Annotated in this window: 15 protein-coding genes; 2 read left to right on the forward strand and 13 right to left on the reverse strand. The window is 59.6% G+C overall.

Annotated features, from left to right (window positions below):
• Positions 1-50: 50 nt before the first annotated feature.
• The 4 genes from CHH27_RS19405 to trmD all read right to left on the reverse strand — a co-directional run bounded on the left by CHH27_RS19405 (position 51) and on the right by trmD (position 4,415).
• Positions 51-608, reverse strand: a complete 558-nt coding sequence (locus tag CHH27_RS19405; RefSeq protein ID WP_094073051.1) for an HNH endonuclease — start codon at positions 606-608, stop codon at positions 51-53.
• Positions 609-896: 288 nt separating this feature from the next.
• A complete protein-coding gene (gene leuC / locus CHH27_RS19410) occupies positions 897-2,309 on the reverse strand; it encodes a 3-isopropylmalate dehydratase large subunit (protein WP_094074874.1) in 1,413 nt (470 codons plus the stop codon).
• 531 nt (positions 2,310-2,840) lie between these two features.
• Positions 2,841-3,311, reverse strand: coding sequence for a 50S ribosomal protein L19 (rplS, locus tag CHH27_RS19415; RefSeq protein WP_094073052.1), 471 nt, complete (start codon positions 3,309-3,311; stop codon positions 2,841-2,843).
• A gap of 393 nt (positions 3,312-3,704) precedes the next feature.
• Positions 3,705-4,415, reverse strand: a complete 711-nt coding sequence (trmD, locus tag CHH27_RS19420; RefSeq protein ID WP_094073053.1) for a tRNA (guanosine(37)-N1)-methyltransferase TrmD — start codon at positions 4,413-4,415, stop codon at positions 3,705-3,707.
• Between the two features lie 179 nt (positions 4,416-4,594).
• On the opposite strand from trmD, the gene CHH27_RS19425 reads away from it, so the two are divergent.
• Positions 4,595-5,119: an antibiotic resistance protein VanZ gene (locus CHH27_RS19425; RefSeq protein WP_094073054.1), complete on the forward strand. Its 525-nt coding sequence runs from the start codon at positions 4,595-4,597 to the stop codon at positions 5,117-5,119.
• Here the strand turns inward: CHH27_RS19425 and rimM are convergent.
• The 9 genes from rimM to dctP form a co-directional block, all read right to left on the reverse strand.
• Positions 5,068-5,619 (reverse strand): ribosome maturation factor RimM, encoded by a 552-nt coding sequence (gene rimM, locus CHH27_RS19430; protein WP_094073055.1) that lies wholly within the window; start codon positions 5,617-5,619, stop codon positions 5,068-5,070. The two genes, CHH27_RS19425 and rimM, sit on opposite strands and share 52 nt — an antisense overlap.
• Positions 5,620-5,666: 47 nt before the next feature.
• On the reverse strand, positions 5,667-6,065 hold the full coding sequence (gene rpsP / locus CHH27_RS19435; protein ID WP_094073056.1) for a 30S ribosomal protein S16: 399 nt from the start codon (positions 6,063-6,065) through the stop codon (positions 5,667-5,669).
• Between the two features lie 18 nt (positions 6,066-6,083).
• Positions 6,084-6,407: a chorismate mutase gene (locus CHH27_RS19440; protein ID WP_094073057.1), complete on the reverse strand. Its 324-nt coding sequence runs from the start codon at positions 6,405-6,407 to the stop codon at positions 6,084-6,086.
• Positions 6,404-7,945: a signal recognition particle protein gene (ffh, locus tag CHH27_RS19445; RefSeq protein WP_094073058.1), complete on the reverse strand. Its 1,542-nt coding sequence runs from the start codon at positions 7,943-7,945 to the stop codon at positions 6,404-6,406. The genes CHH27_RS19440 and ffh overlap by 4 nt, the downstream gene beginning before the upstream one ends.
• A gap of 445 nt (positions 7,946-8,390) precedes the next feature.
• Positions 8,391-9,005: an exopolysaccharide biosynthesis protein gene (locus tag CHH27_RS19450; RefSeq protein WP_094073059.1), complete on the reverse strand. Its 615-nt coding sequence runs from the start codon at positions 9,003-9,005 to the stop codon at positions 8,391-8,393.
• A gap of 134 nt (positions 9,006-9,139) precedes the next feature.
• Positions 9,140-10,012 carry an oxaloacetate decarboxylase gene (locus CHH27_RS19455; RefSeq protein ID WP_094073060.1) on the reverse strand — a complete coding sequence of 291 codons (873 nt, stop codon included), beginning with the start codon at positions 10,010-10,012 and terminating at the stop codon, positions 9,140-9,142.
• Between the two features lie 12 nt (positions 10,013-10,024).
• Positions 10,025-11,296: a TRAP transporter large permease gene (locus tag CHH27_RS19460; RefSeq protein WP_094073061.1), complete on the reverse strand. Its 1,272-nt coding sequence runs from the start codon at positions 11,294-11,296 to the stop codon at positions 10,025-10,027.
• Positions 11,293-11,802, reverse strand: a complete 510-nt coding sequence (locus CHH27_RS19465) for a TRAP transporter small permease (protein WP_094073062.1) — start codon at positions 11,800-11,802, stop codon at positions 11,293-11,295. The genes CHH27_RS19460 and CHH27_RS19465 overlap by 4 nt, the downstream gene beginning before the upstream one ends.
• 109 nt (positions 11,803-11,911) lie before the next feature.
• A complete protein-coding gene (gene dctP / locus CHH27_RS19470) occupies positions 11,912-12,904 on the reverse strand; it encodes a TRAP transporter substrate-binding protein DctP (protein WP_094073063.1) in 993 nt (330 codons plus the stop codon).
• A gap of 228 nt (positions 12,905-13,132) precedes the next feature.
• On the opposite strand from dctP, the gene CHH27_RS19475 reads away from it, so the two are divergent.
• A complete protein-coding gene (locus CHH27_RS19475; RefSeq protein WP_208988293.1) occupies positions 13,133-14,572 on the forward strand; it encodes a TrkH family potassium uptake protein in 1,440 nt (479 codons plus the stop codon).
• Positions 14,573-14,688 lie beyond the last annotated feature (116 nt).

A 14,688-nucleotide genomic window follows, 5' to 3' on the forward strand; every position in this document is an offset into this window, starting at 1 on the left:
CAAACGGCCGACAGCAGCCTCGAAAAACAACGGAAAGTGCTTACCCTGTATCAGGGTTCCAGCTCGGTATCCCAGTAAAGGAAATCCATCCAGCTTTCATGCAGATAGTTGGGCGGGAAACCCCGTCCATTGTTGTGCAAGTCCTGAATGGTCGGCTGGAAAGGCATATGCATCGGCCACATGTTCAACTGCTCGCAGGACTTGTTGGACTTGCGCAGATTGCAGGGGGAACAGGCAGTGATGACATTGTCCCAGGTGGTGAGGCCACCCTTGGAGCGGGGAATGAGGTGATCGAAGGTCAGCTCGTCCTTGGAGCCGCAATATTGACACTGAAATCGGTCGCGGAGAAATACGTTGAAACGGGTAAAGGCAGGGTAGCGGCTGGGTTTGACAAAGGTCTTGAGCGAAACCACGCTCGGCAATCGAAACTCGAAGCTCGGACTTCGGACCGCCGCGTCATATTCCGCAACGATGTTCACCCGATCCAGAAACACGGCCTTGATGGTGTCCTGCCAACTCCACAAGGACAAAGGGTAGTAGCTCAAGGGCCTGTAATCCGCATTGAGTACCAATGCCGGATGGGCCCCGGGCGAAACCGCTATCGTCACCTTCCGCTCCTCACGCCTGTTCAGATCGTCCGGTGTCCGGTCAATCGGACAGCGGAACTGGTCCTTTTTAGACGGGAGTATTGTAGTGCCGAGGTGACAGTCTTGTGAAGCCCGGTAAATTCATTTCTGCGCACAGTTGTTGACAGGCGTTTTCTGGCAAAGGAATTTTCCTAAATCCATGAATCATTTGCGCAAAAACAAACTCCCCTGCGGCATTGTGACAGTTTTACGATTTTCACGAAAAAGGGCGCCCTGAGGCGCCCTCTGAACACTAATTCGTCAATCGAATCAATTTGCCGTCCAGTCCCGGATGTCGACAAAATGACCGGCAATGGCCGCAGCGGCTGCCATCGCAGGAGAGACCAGGTGGGTGCGGCCCTTGTGGCCCTGGCGTCCTTCGAAGTTGCGGTTCGAAGTCGACGCGCAGCGCTCACCCGGAGCCAGCTTGTCGGCATTCATGGCAAGACACATGGAGCAACCCGGCTCGCGCCATTCAAAACCGGCTTCCTTGAAGATCAGGTCCAGGCCTTCTTCCTCGGCCTGCTCCTTCACCAGACCGGAGCCCGGCACCACCATGGCGCTCACATGAGAGGCCACCTTGTGATTGCCGATCACCGCTGCCGCGGCGCGCAGGTCCTCGATGCGGCCGTTGGTGCAGGACCCGATGAAGGCCCGGTCGATCTTGATGTCGGTGATCTTCGTGCCCGGCTCCAGGCCCATGTATTCAAGGGCACGCTTCTTGGAATCACGGCGGTTCTCGTCATCGATCTCGTCCGGGTTCGGCACGACACCCTCAACGGAAACGACATCCTCGGGAGAGGACCCCCAGGACACGATCGGCGGCAGGTTGGCCGCGTCGAGCTCGATCACCTTGTCGAAATAGGCATCCGCATCGGTGTGCAGCGTCTTCCAGTAGGCGAGTGCCATGTCCCAGGCTTCGCCTTTTGGTGCCTTCGGGCGGCCCTGGATATAGTCGAACGTGGCCTGGTCCGGCGCGATCAGACCGGCACGGGCGCCTGCCTCGATCGACATGTTGCAGACCGTCATGCGGCCTTCCATGGAAAGCGAACGGATCGCTTCGCCGGCATATTCGATCACGTAGCCCGTACCGCCGGCGGTGCCGATCTTGCCGATGATTGCCAGGACGATGTCCTTGGCGGTGACGCCGGCCGGGATCTGGCCTTCGACCTTGACCAGCATGTTCTTGGCTTTTTTCTGGATCAGGGTCTGGGTCGCCAGAACATGCTCCACTTCGGACGTGCCGATGCCGTGCGCCAGCGAGCCGAAGGCGCCATGGGTCGACGTGTGGCTGTCGCCGCAGACGATGGTCATGCCGGGCAGGGTAAAGCCCTGCTCCGGACCGACGATATGAACAACGCCCTGGCGCATGTCGAGTTCGGAATAGTATTCGATGCCGAACTCGGCGGCGTTCTTGGCCAGCGTTTCGACCTGCAGCGCGGATTCCGGATCGTCGATGCCGTGACGGCGATCGGTGGTCGGAACGTTGTGGTCGACAACAGCCAGGGTCTTCTGCGGCTGGCGCACCTTGCGGCCATGCATGCGCAGACCTTCAAACGCCTGCGGGCTGGTAACCTCGTGCACCAGGTGCCGGTCGATATAGAGCAGGCCGGTGCCGTCCGGCTGCATTTCGACCGCGTGGTCGTCCCAGATCTTGTCGTAAAGCGTGCGCGCCTTGGCCATGGGTCTCTCCTCGTTCGAACCGGTTCCCGCCGCGCTGAAAGCGTCCTGCGCCGGCGTCCGGATTGTTCTTTTGAAGCGCATGCGCGCCATCAAAAAGTGCCTGATAATCGTGAGGCTAGTGAATGACGCAGCAAGGCCTCAAGGTCAAGCATTGCCGAGTTGAGCTGAATTCAACTGCGATTGACCGGTGGAGGAGAAAGTGGCTGGAAACCGGCCTTATGACGTGAGCAAACTGTCCGCCAGCACGGTCCTAGAGCACTTCCCGGGCAAGCGAAGCGCGACCCGGGACCCCGTCATTTCCAGGGAACTGAGCATCTTGCTGCATTTCTTCGGCAAATCGGCAACCGCATCCGCAACTGGCACAGCGAGTAGGCCCCGGCTCGGCGCTGCGCTTCTCCGGGGTGACCCCGGTTGCACTTCCTTTTCATGAATAAAGTCTTCGTCAATTCAAGAGTTTGGCAAAAAGGTACCCAAAACTAAAAAGGCGGCCCGAAGACCGCCTTTTCGAAAACTCGCTTGAACCGGAACGGCTTATTCAGCTGCGGTCTCGGCTGCTTCCGCTTCTGCCTTCTTGGCTTCGGCCTTGGCGGCCTTGGCAGCGGCAGCTTCCGCACGCTGCTCTTCGTTGAGGCGCTTGGAGCGGACGTTGGTGTTCTCGGTGATACGGGCGGACTTACCGCGACGGTCGCGCAGGTAGTAGAGCTTCGCACGACGGACCTTACCGCGGCGGACAACCTCTACGCCTTCCAGCATCGGGGAGTAGATCGGGAAGACACGCTCAACGCCTTCGCCGTAAGAAATCTTGCGCACCGTGAAGCTCTCGTTGATGCCGCCGCCGGAACGGGCGATGCAGACACCTTCGTAAGCCTGGGTACGGGTGCGGTTGCCTTCAGTGACCTTCACGTTGACGCGAACGGTGTCACCCGGAGAAAATTCCGGCAGCTTGCGCTGCTCTTCGATTTTCGCCATTTCCTCAGCATTGAGCTGCTCGATGATGTTCATGGCATATTTCCCTTTTCAATTACAAAGCGGTCAGAGCGTTGTCCGGTTTTAAGGCCGGAAACGGGTTCACCGACTTTGGGCCATGCTTGCAGTATCCACCGGATTTCCTTGACACTTTCCTGACGTTGGACCGTGTACCCGGAAGCCGTTCTTCCAACAGAAAGACACAGCTTCACCCAGCTTCGGCGCGCGTATACAGGATTTTCAGCGGAATGTCATGCGGATTCTGCGAGAAGGCTGCGCATACCATTGATTTCTTTGTCATCCCGGTTTGGCAACGCCAAGACCGGGATCCAGTAAACCCATGCGGCAATTTCCTCCGGCACCGGGACTACTGGATCCCGGATCTACGCTGCGCTTCGTCCGGGATGACAAATCTGTGTGTGTCGGTAGTCAATCCACATCATCCTCGTCGGCCATATAGGCCCGCCAGAGATCCGGGCGGCGCTCGCGGGTCAGCTTTTCGGCCTCCGACATGCGCCATTCGTGGATCTTTTTGTGATTGCCGGAGGTCAGCACCTCGGGGATGGTCATTCCCTCAAACTCGGCGGGCCGCGTAAAATGGGGGTGCTCCAGGAGCCCGGTCTCGAAGCTTTCGGTATCCGCGCTTTCCATGTTGCCCATGACGCCCGGGATCAGCCGGATGACGGCATCCAGCATGGTGATCGCGCCGATCTCGCCGCCGGAGAGGATGTAATCGCCAATGGAAACTTCTTCCAGCTTCCGCGCGTCGATCACGCGCTGGTCGATGCCTTCAAAGCGGCCGCAGACGATCACGGCGCCCGGGCCGTCCGCCAGCGCGTGCGCCCGTTTCTGCGTGAAGGGTTTGCCGCGCGGGCTCATCAGGAGCCTGGGGCGCGGGTCGTCGTCAGGTGCAGCGGCATCGATCGCCTTTGCCAGGATATCGGCACGCAGCACCATGCCGGCGCCGCCGCCGGCAGGCGTGTCGTCGACCGAGCGGTGCTTGTCGGTCGCGTGATCGCGGATCTGGCTGGTCTCCAGCTGCCACAGGCCCTTGTCCAGCGCCCTGCCGGACAGGCTGTGACCGAGCGGCCCCGGAAACATGTCCGGGTAAAGCGTCAATATGGTCGCCTTGAAAGCCATGACCCTGCTGAAAACTCCCTAAGAGACTGATTTTTGTCCCGAAACGGCCGCTTGGTTAAAGCTTCGTTTACCCAGTTCGACGAATTCCGGCGAATTTCGCAAGATACGCTTCAAAGGGAAAGCTCTGATTAAGGCCCCACACGTAGTGTGGCAAGAGCGTCTCAACCGGATCTTTCCCCGTGCCCCGATTTCCAGTCTTTCGTTTGAAACTTCCCGGCTTCATCCAGACCTATGTCGACCGGCATTATCTCGACATTTCACTGAGCCGCGTGCTGCCGCTCGTGATCCTGATGACCTTCGGAATACTTGTCGGGCTGGTCTTCAACACCGGCGTCGGCCACCCCTATGACAAGGTCATTCATATCGGTTTCTTCGCGCTGCTGACGCTGTCGATCCACGCGCTTTTCTGCTGCCGTCTGCGCATCTCCGCGGTCGTAGCCTTCGGAATGGGGCTCGGCGGCGAGGTGATGCAGGGCTTTCTGCCACATCACGAAATGTCCTTGCCGGACGCGGTTGCCAACGGCATCGGCGTCGCGCTCATCGTTGCCCTGATCGCCCTGATCCGCTCCGAGGCACGTCAGGCGGTGCAGGATGTTGAGGAAACAGAAGATCTCAATCTGGGCCGGATGGGGCTGGAACCGGTGCGCACCCGTTATCTGTCGGGCGAGGTTTCCGAAGGCTCCGGGTCTCCATCGGAGAAGTAATCCTCCGGCAGGTCGACGCGAACGAGGCCTTCATCGAGACTGATCTCCGGCACAAAATCCTTCGTGAACGGAATGTAGAACGTGCGGCCGCGTTTCGGCCGAATTTCCAGAAGGTCGCCGGCACCAAAATCCTGCACGGCCACGATCTTGCCGAGCGTCTCATCGCTCTGGTCAATCACGCTGAGGCCGGTCAGGTCGGAATAGTAGAATTCGTCTTCTTCAGGCTCGGGCAGCTGGTCACGGCTGACATAGAGTTCAACACCGTTCAACTCTTCGGCCTGGTTGCGGTCGGTGACACCCTTGAACCTGGTCACGACAACCGTCTTTTGCACCCGCGCCTTTTCCACTTCAAACGAGCGTTTGCCGTCCTTCGTGGTCAGGATGCCATAATCAGCAAAGGAGAGCGGATCGTCGCCAAATGGCTTGACCCGCACTTCCCCGCGAATGCCGTGGGCCGCACCGATCTTGGCCAGGAGCACCTTCTGATCGTCTGTCGACATGTCACAAGATCTCCGCAGCTAGCACCGGTGCGTCCAACATCATCTGCTTATTCAGCAGCAGCTTCTTCAGCCGGTGCTTCGGAAGCTTCAGCGGCGGCAGCAGCTGCTTCTTCTTCAGCCAGACGCTTGGCTTCCAGGCGTTCCTTGGCTTTTGCGCCCGGCTCGGCCTTTTTCGGATTGTTGCGGGCTTCGCGCTTCAGAAGGCCGGCAGCGTCCAGGAAACGGTGCACGCGGTCGGTCGGCTTGGCGCCGGTCTCGAGCCAGTACTGAATGCGCTCGACATTCAGCTTCACGCGCTCTTCGGAATCTTTCGGCAGCATCGGGTCGTAGGAACCGACCTTCTCGATGAAGCGGCCATCGCGCGGGGAGCGGATGTCAGCAACAACGATGCGGTAATACGGGCGTTTCTTGGAACCGCCGCGTGCCAGGCGAATTTTCGTAGCCATTTTCTTTCTCCAGTTTCTTCAGTTGCCGGCTTCAGCGGCGATGGCTTCGTGGTGCCGGATGACTTCCCGAACGATGAAGTTCAGGAATTTCTCGGCAAAGTCAGGATCGAGATGAGCGTCGCTTGCGAGCTGACGCAGCCGTTCGATCTGAATCTTTTCCCGCGCCGGATCGGCCGGCGGCAGGTCGTTGGTGGCTTTCAGGACACCCACTTTCTGGGTGCACTTGAACCGTTCGGCGAGCATGTGCACGAGCGCCGCGTCGATGTTGTCGATCGAGGAGCGCAGGGCCTTCAATTCGTTGAGCGCCTCGCTCTCACCCAGCCGGGTTTCCGCTTCGCTCATCGTTTCTTGCCCTTGCCCATGCCCGGCAGGCCGGGAAGTTTCGGTCCGCCAAGGCCTGGAAGGCCCGGCATTCCCATGCCTGGGGGCAATCCGCCGCCGCCAAGACCTCCAGGCAGACCTTTCGGCATTTCCATGCCGCCCGGCAGCTGGCCGGACTTGGCCATTTCCTCAAGCTGCTTCGGGTCGACATCCGGCATACCGCCGCCCATGCCGCCCATCAGCTTGCCGAGCATGCCTTTGCCCTTGCCCATCTTCTTCATCATGTCCGCCATCTGGCGGTGCATCTTCAAAAGCTTGTTGACGTCAGCCACCTGCACACCGGACCCGGCGGCGATCCGCTTCTTGCGGCTGGCTTTCAGCAGATCCGGCTTCTTGCGCTCGGTCGGCGTCATCGACTGGATGATGGCGACCTGGCGCTTGAACATCTTGTCATCGATGTTGGCAGCCTCGATCTGTTTCTTCATCTTGCCGACACCCGGCAACATGCCCATCATGCCGGACATGCCGCCCAGCTTTTCCATCTGCTTCAGCTGCTCGGCCAGATCATCCAGGTCGAAGTGACCCTTCTGCATCTTCTTGGCCATCTTGGCCGCCTGTTCGGCGTCGATCGCCTCGGCGGCTTTCTCAACAAGCGAAACGATGTCGCCCATACCGAGGATCCGGTCGGCGATCCGTTTCGGATGGAAATCTTCCAGCGCGTCGGATTTTTCACCGGTACCGATCAGCTTGACCGGCTTGCCGGTCACCGCCTGCATGGAAAGCGCCGCACCACCACGGCCGTCACCGTCCATACGGGTCAACGCAATACCGGTGATGCCGACACGTTCGTCAAAGCTCTTGGCCAGATTGACGGCATCCTGGCCAGTGAGACTGTCGGCCACCAGCAGGATTTCGTGAGGCTCCGCAGCGGATTTGACCTCCGCCATTTCCACCATCAGCGGCTCGTCGATATGGATCCGGCCGGCGGTGTCGAGCATGACCACGTCATAGCCGCCGAGCTTGGCAGCAGACATCGCCCGCTTGGCAATCTCGACGGGACCCTGGCCCTCGATGATCGGCAGCGTGTCAACGTCGTTCTGTTCGCCCAGGACCTTCAGCTGCTCCTGCGCCGCCGGGCGGCGGGTGTCGAGCGAGGCCATCAGTACCTTGCGCTTGTCGCGCTGGGTCATGCGGCGGGCGATCTTGGCGGTGGTGGTCGTCTTACCGGACCCCTGCAGACCGACCATCATGATCGCCACCGGCGCCGGAGCGTTCAGATCGATCGGCTGGGCTTCCTCACCCAGCATTTCCACGAGCTGGTCATGGACGATCTTGACGACCATCTGGCCCGGCGTCACGGACTTGACGACTTCCGCGCCAACGGCGCGGTTGCGGACCTTGTCGGTAAAGGACCTGACGATCGGCAGCGCAACGTCGGCTTCGATCAGCGCGCGGCGGATTTCGCGCAGCGCTTCGTTGACGTCGTTTTCCGACAGCGCACCACGGCCGGTGAGCTTGTCGAAAATACCGCTTAGTCGATCTGACAGGCTTTCAAACATCAGGGGTCCTTGAACAGTCACGTTTCGGGAAATCTCCCGAACCATATGGGCAGCCACCGTTCAAATCCAACCGAAAGGCCAAGGCCCAAAGCAGTTTGGCACCCGAGGGCGCATCGCGCTGTCGGGTGGTGACCTCCGGGCGCTCTTTATACCTTTGCGGGTCCCGGTCGGCGGATCAGATTGTCAGTCACTCATATGGAGTTCGCGGGGATATGCCTGAAAGACGCGAGAGAGTCAAGGAAGCTGGCGGATTTCCGTGATCTGGCCACTTACGCCTTTTGTCATCCCCGCGAAAGCGGGGAACCCGGAACCTGCATAAACTGCCATCGCTCTGGAGTCCTGGGTCCCGGCTCTCCGCTGCGCTGCGGCCGGGATGACAACTTATGTTTGGGCCATCCTACAGTGCCTAAGGCACCCCAAGTCTGAAAATGACCTTGCTTTCTTCTCAGGCCATCATGGCGTTGGTGCTGATTGCGATCGAGGTCAGGATGGCTGCGGTGAGCAGTACCGCGAACAGGCCCATCAAAAGGCCAAGAATGACCACCAGACCGTCGCGTTCAACAATGCCGACGCCGGCAATGAAGAGTGCCGTTGCCGGGAACCAGCCGCTAAGCGGCACGGGCAAGAACAGCGTGAAGGCGATCACGAAGAGTGCAAGCCCGAGCGGGCGTTCGTTCCTTGCGGCAAACAGCCATTCATATCGCTGGACCAGCATGCGTTCCAGCCGGCGCGTGACGGGACGCATGCGTGCCATCGTTCGTCGCAGCTTCGTATGATTGAGCGACAGCCGCGCCAGCGGGCCGGGCAGTTTCACATGCGGAAAGCCGAGTACCATCTGGAACGTCGTGACGAGAACCGGCAATCCGGTGATCAGCGAGGAACCCGGCGGCAGGGGCAGCAGCGTCAGCAGGGAAAACAGGACGATCGCCCAGCCGAACGACGTCTCGCCCAGCGCGGACAACAGGTTGCCGAGCGTTAGTGTGCCGTCCCGATGCTGGTCGCGCGATGTCCGCAGGATCGGCAGCGACAGCGAAGGTCTTCGGCGTCTCTCGCCCTGCATTCAAGTCTTCCGTTTCAGCTTCAAAGTCGCGCAGGGTCTATCATTCCAACTGGAAGAAATCCAACGCCAAATTTCGCGATGCGAAGCATATCTCCGGCCGGCAGATCAATCGTGACCCGGGAGAAATTGTCCCGTCAGCTCCGCTTCGAGGTCTCGTAGCATGCCGAAACCTCATAATAGGTGTTGAAGCCGATCCGGTCCCGCAATTCCCTGAAATCCATCAGGTCGGGCGACCGGTCTTCATCCGATTTCAGCTGCTCCAGCGTTTTCACCATCGCCTTCATGGCACTTGCCATCAGGGTCAAAGGATAGGCAGCGATGGTGTAGCCGATGTCTTTCAGCTCCTTGTGCGACAAGTCAGGTGTCTCGCCGCCTTCAACGATGTTGGCCATTTTCGGCCCTGGAAGTTCCCGGCAGATCTCCTGCATTTCGGCAACCGTCTTTGGGGCTTCGACGAACAGGATATCGGCACCGAGCTCCTTGAATTTTGCCGCCCTTTCAATGGCTTCGGCAAGACCATGCTCATGGCGGGCATCGGTACGGGCCAGGATGAGAATATCTGCACCCGCCTCTCTGGCATCCACCGCCGCCCTGATCCGGTCGAAAGCCTCCGCGCGGCCGACGACAGCCTTGCCTGGCGTATGACCGCAGCGTTTGGGAGCGACCTGGTCTTCAATCATCACCGCCGCGGCCCCTGCCCGCGCCAGACCACTGACGGTGCGCCGGACATTCATGGCATTGCCGTAGCCCGTATCGCCGTCGGCAATCAGCGGAATGGCGAGCGTTTCGGTAATATTGCGCGCCTGATCGAGCACTTCTGCATAGGACATCAGTCCCAGATCCGGCTGACCGATCCGGGAGGCCGACGCGGCAAAACCCGACATGAAGGTCAGATCGAACCCGGCCTGTTCGATCAGTTTGGCGGACAGCGCGTCATAACAGCAGGGCATCACGTGAAGCTTGTCTTGCGCCAGCAGCGCGCGGAGCAGGTCAGCCGGAGACGGCATGGATTAAAATCCTCAGAGTTTGAAGGGGATATAGAGCGCCAGATCGGTCCAGACATAAAGGATCACGACCGACAGCAGCATCAGGAACAGGAACGGCAGTACCCCGCGTGACACTTCCGTCAGCTTCGCCTTGGCGACCGACTGGATGACATAGAGATTGAGCCCGACCGGCGGTGTGATCAGGGCGCATTCGACCATCACCACCATGTAGACACCGAACCAGATGGGATCGATGCCCAGAATGAGGGCCGCCGGCAGCAACACCGGCGTCATGATCAGCACCATGGACAGGGCCTCGAACACAAGACCCATCACCAGGAGCACCAGCGACACGACCACAATGAAGGCAAGCGGCGAGTCGATCGTCTGGCTGATCAGGGTCGAGATGTCCTGCGGGATACGATAGAGCGTGATGGCCTTGCCGAAGACCTTGGCCCCGGCAACGATCAAGAGGATGGCGACCGTTGTCACCATGCTGTCGAAGATCGCCTCCTTGAACGACGCCCAGGTGAGACGCCCCATTGCGAGCGTGATCACCAGCGCACCGGTCAGGCCCAGCGCCGCCGCCTCGGTGGGCGTTGCTGCGCCTGTATAGATCACCCCGATGACATAGGCCGCCAGCAGCACGGCCGGCAGCGCATAAAGCGAAGCCCAGAAGCGTTCTTCCCAGCTCGAAGCCGGTTCCGGCCGATAGCCACCGAACCAGCGCGCATAGATCATCGAAAACGCGATGAAGAGCGCAACAAGCATGAGGCCAGGTCCGATCCCGGCCAGAAACAGGTCGAGAACCGACTGTTCGGTGACGAAACCATAAACGATCATCGGAATGGATGGCGGGATCAGGATACCCAGCGTTCCGCCAGCCGCCAGCAGGCCGTAGACAAAATGCTTCTGATAGCCGCGGCTGATCATTTCCGGGATGGCCACGGTGCCGATCGTCGCCGCCGTCGCAACGGACGATCCGGAAATCGCGGCAAAGATGCCGCAGGACAGGATGGTCGCAACCGCAAGCCCGCCCGGCCAATGGCCGACCCAGGCGTGAACGGCTGCAAAAAGGTCACGCCCGACGCCCCCTTTCAGAAGAATGTTCGACATCAGCAGGAACAGCGGCACGGCCAGAAGAATGAAACCGTCCAGCGTCGAAAGGATCGCCTGGGGTGCCATCAGCGGCGAAAATCCGCCGAAAATCAGCATGGCGAGGCCAAGACCGCCAAGCGCAAAAGCCACGGGCACCCGGATCAGGAGCAGGGCAAACAAGGCCGCAAGGATCAGAACCACGGTCATGAGGCAGCCCCTTCACCCGGACCGGCGGCTTCGGAACTTTTGCCCAACACTGCCCTGCCCAGCTCGATCAGCGCCTGCAGGAACAGAAGCGCAAAACCGACGGGCACCGCCAGTTCGGACACCCATGTTGGCAGATCCAGCATGGACCCCGTTGTGCGGCCCCTTTCGAACGAATCGAAGAAAATGCCGTAACCCTTCCAGGCCACGACCGCACTGAACGCTGCAATCGCAGCCATGGAAACAATCTGGCAAACACGCCGAAGCGTCGGTCCAAGCCGTTCTGTCAACACATCCACGGCGATGTGCCGGTTGGCCGAAAGCAGCCAGGGCATGGCAATCAGCGTGCCCCAGATCAGGCAGAGCTGGGAGAGCTCCGCTGCCCATATGGTCGGTGCAACAAACAGATAGCGCGCGGCGACCTCGTAACTGAGCATGCCGCCGGCCAGGCAAAACAATATCGCCGCGATCCAGCCCAGGGACTTGAGAAAAAAGAAAAATGCATTCATGGGCACACCCGGAACCGGAACCACTGCAAACGCTAACGTTTTTCGGGAAAAAACAGAAAGACAGCAGCCGGGCATCTCCCGGCCGCTGCCTGCCTCATGTTTGACGGCGTCAGAGTTTCTGCGCCGCGTCCATCACCTGCTTGCCCAGGTCACCAGTCTTTTCGACATAGGCGTCATAGACCGGCTGGCTGACCGCTTTCCAGGCGGAAAGTTCCTCTGCAGTCGGCTTGTAGACCGTCATGCCGTTTTCTTCCGCGGCCGCATAGGCATCGGCTTCGATCTGGGACATGCGATCCCTGACATCGGCTTCCGCTTTCAGGGCCGCGGCTTCGATAATGGCCTTGTGCGCATCGGACAGGCCGTTCCAGAAATCCGTGTTGACCACCACGATGAACTCGATATCAGCATTGTTGGTGACGGTAATGGTATCCATCACATCCCAGAGCTTGCGCGATTTCACGCCGGAGACGCCGGTCATGCCGATATCGACCGTGCCGCGCTGATAGGCGAGATACTGTTCGGACCCGGAAATCAGTGTCGGCGCGCCGCCGGCAGCGGTCACGAAATCACCGAGCGTCTTGCCGAACACACGCACCTTCTTGCCTTTCATGTCCTCCGGCGTCTTCACCGGCGCACCGTTCGACAACATGATCGCGCCGCCATAGGCCTGCCACCACAGAACGGTCGACCCGGTGTCCTTGATGGCCTCGTCGAGCGGTCCGCGCACAGGCGAACCGGGCGCCACGGCTGCCCGAACCTTTTCTTCCGTATCGAACAGGAACGGCTGATAGAAGATGTCCACGGCCGGGACATCGCCCACATACCGTGTCAGAGAGGCAACGCCCATTTCGATCGAACCGGAACCGACCGCCGCCGGCACTTCCTTGTCCTTGTAGAGCTGGGCGGAATCGTAAATCTCGACGGCGATCTCGCCATTTGAGTTTTTCTCCACCTCTTCCTTGAACAGCTGGAGGTTCTGACCGAGATGGCTGGTCAGCGGCAATTGCAGTGAAATGCGCAAAGTCGTGTCTGCGGCCAGTGCGGAACCTGCCGTCAGGCCGACAGCCAGGGCAGCGCCAAGCGCCCAGGAAAATACTTTCATGATGTCCTCCCTTAGAATGCGAGCAGTCTGGCAAACGGCAACCAGAGGGTCAACATAGATCACAGCTAGGGATATTTGATATTTTCTCAATCATGGCCCGTTCGAGGCTTCGCACCTGCCCCCCGCCACGGTCGCAATCCTTGCTTTTTGCACTGCACAGGCAGATAACAACAGGAGTTTCAGCTATCGCCTGCCGCCTTCCGGCAGTCCGTTTCGGACGATCGCCAGATGAATTTTCGTGCCATTGCGCTGCCAATCGGACGCCTGCTCATCCTGATCTCGCTGCTGATGATCCTGCCTGCCATTGCCGATATCTTTGCGAGAAATCCGGATTGGCAGATCTTCCTGATCTCCGCGTTGGTCCTGTCCACCGCGGGCGTGCTGACGACCTTCGCCTTTCACGGCCACAGGCCACCAGGCAACTTTCGCGAAGCCATCATTTTCGTAAACGCTGCCTGGTTCGTGTTTTCCCTGGCAGGCGCTGTGCCGCTTTACGCCAGCGAACTGAATATCAGTTTCACCGACGCGTTTTTTGAAACGGCTTCCGGTCTGACCACGACAGGTTCAACGGTCCTGACCGGGCTTGACCAGATGCCTCCCGGTATCCTGTTGTGGCGCGCCTTGCTGCAATGGGTTGGCGGCATCGGCGTCATCGCGATCGGCGTCTGGCTCCTGCCGGGTCTGAGGGTTGGCGGCAGCCAGCTCTTTGCGCTGGAGACCTCTGAAACCACACACAAGCCCTATGGCCATGTCAGCCCCTTCCTCTTTAGGCTGCTCGGGCTTTATGGTGGCCTCAACCTGATCTGCGCTGCACTTTATCTTCTCTGCGGAATGACGTTGTTCGAGGCGATCATTCACGCCATGACCACGGTCTCGACCGGCGGATTTTCAACCTCGGATCAGTCCTTCGGCCAGTTTCCGGGGGTAACGGTCTATTGGGTGGCCATCCTGTTCATGCTCACCTCAAGCGTTCCCTTTCTCTATCTCATCCGCAGCATCGAGCGTCGCCGCGTGAGCCTTGACGTTCAGATTGTCCTGTTGCTCTCAATCGTTCTCGTGGCCGCCTTCAGCGTCTTCTACTTTGAACGTTACATCGTTCATGACACGCCGTTTCACATGTTCACGCTGGCGGTGTTCAACGTCGCCTCGGTGATTTCGACCACCGGTTACGCCGCCAACGATTATCTGCAATTCGGGCCGGCCGTGATCGCGATCTTCTTCATGCTGACCTTTTTCGGAGGTTGTGCCGGATCGACCTCCGGCGGCTTCAAGATGTTCCGCATCGCCATTCTGCTCAGCCACTTTCGCGGGCTCCTGAAACGCATGGTCCGTCCGCGCCGGGTTGTCGAGACGACATACCAGGGCCGGGCGGTCTCCAATCCCGTTCTGGAAGGCGTATTTGTGTTTGCGGTGGTCTATGCCGCCGCCTTCGCCGGCTTTTCGATGATCTACCTGGCGCTTGGTCTGGATCTCGAAACATCGTTGAGTGCCTCGATCACGGCGCTTGCCAATGTTGGCCCGGGCGTCGGCGACACGATTGGCCCCTCGGGCACGTTCCAGACCCTGCCCGATGCCGCCAAATGGGTGCTGGCGATCGAAATGATCCTCGGCCGGCTTGAAATTCTCGGCGGCATCCTGCTGCTGACGCCCGACTTCTGGTGCGACTGAGGCCATCAAAAAAAGAAAACCACCGCCGGCGTGACCTCCGACGGTGGTTCTCATGCTTCCGTTCACATCGGGCATTCGAGCCGCCGAGACGGCTCAAGGGGGGTACTGCCCGATGC

The organism is Labrenzia sp. VG12, from assembly GCF_002237595.1.
GTDB lineage: Bacteria > Pseudomonadota > Alphaproteobacteria > Rhizobiales > Stappiaceae > Roseibium.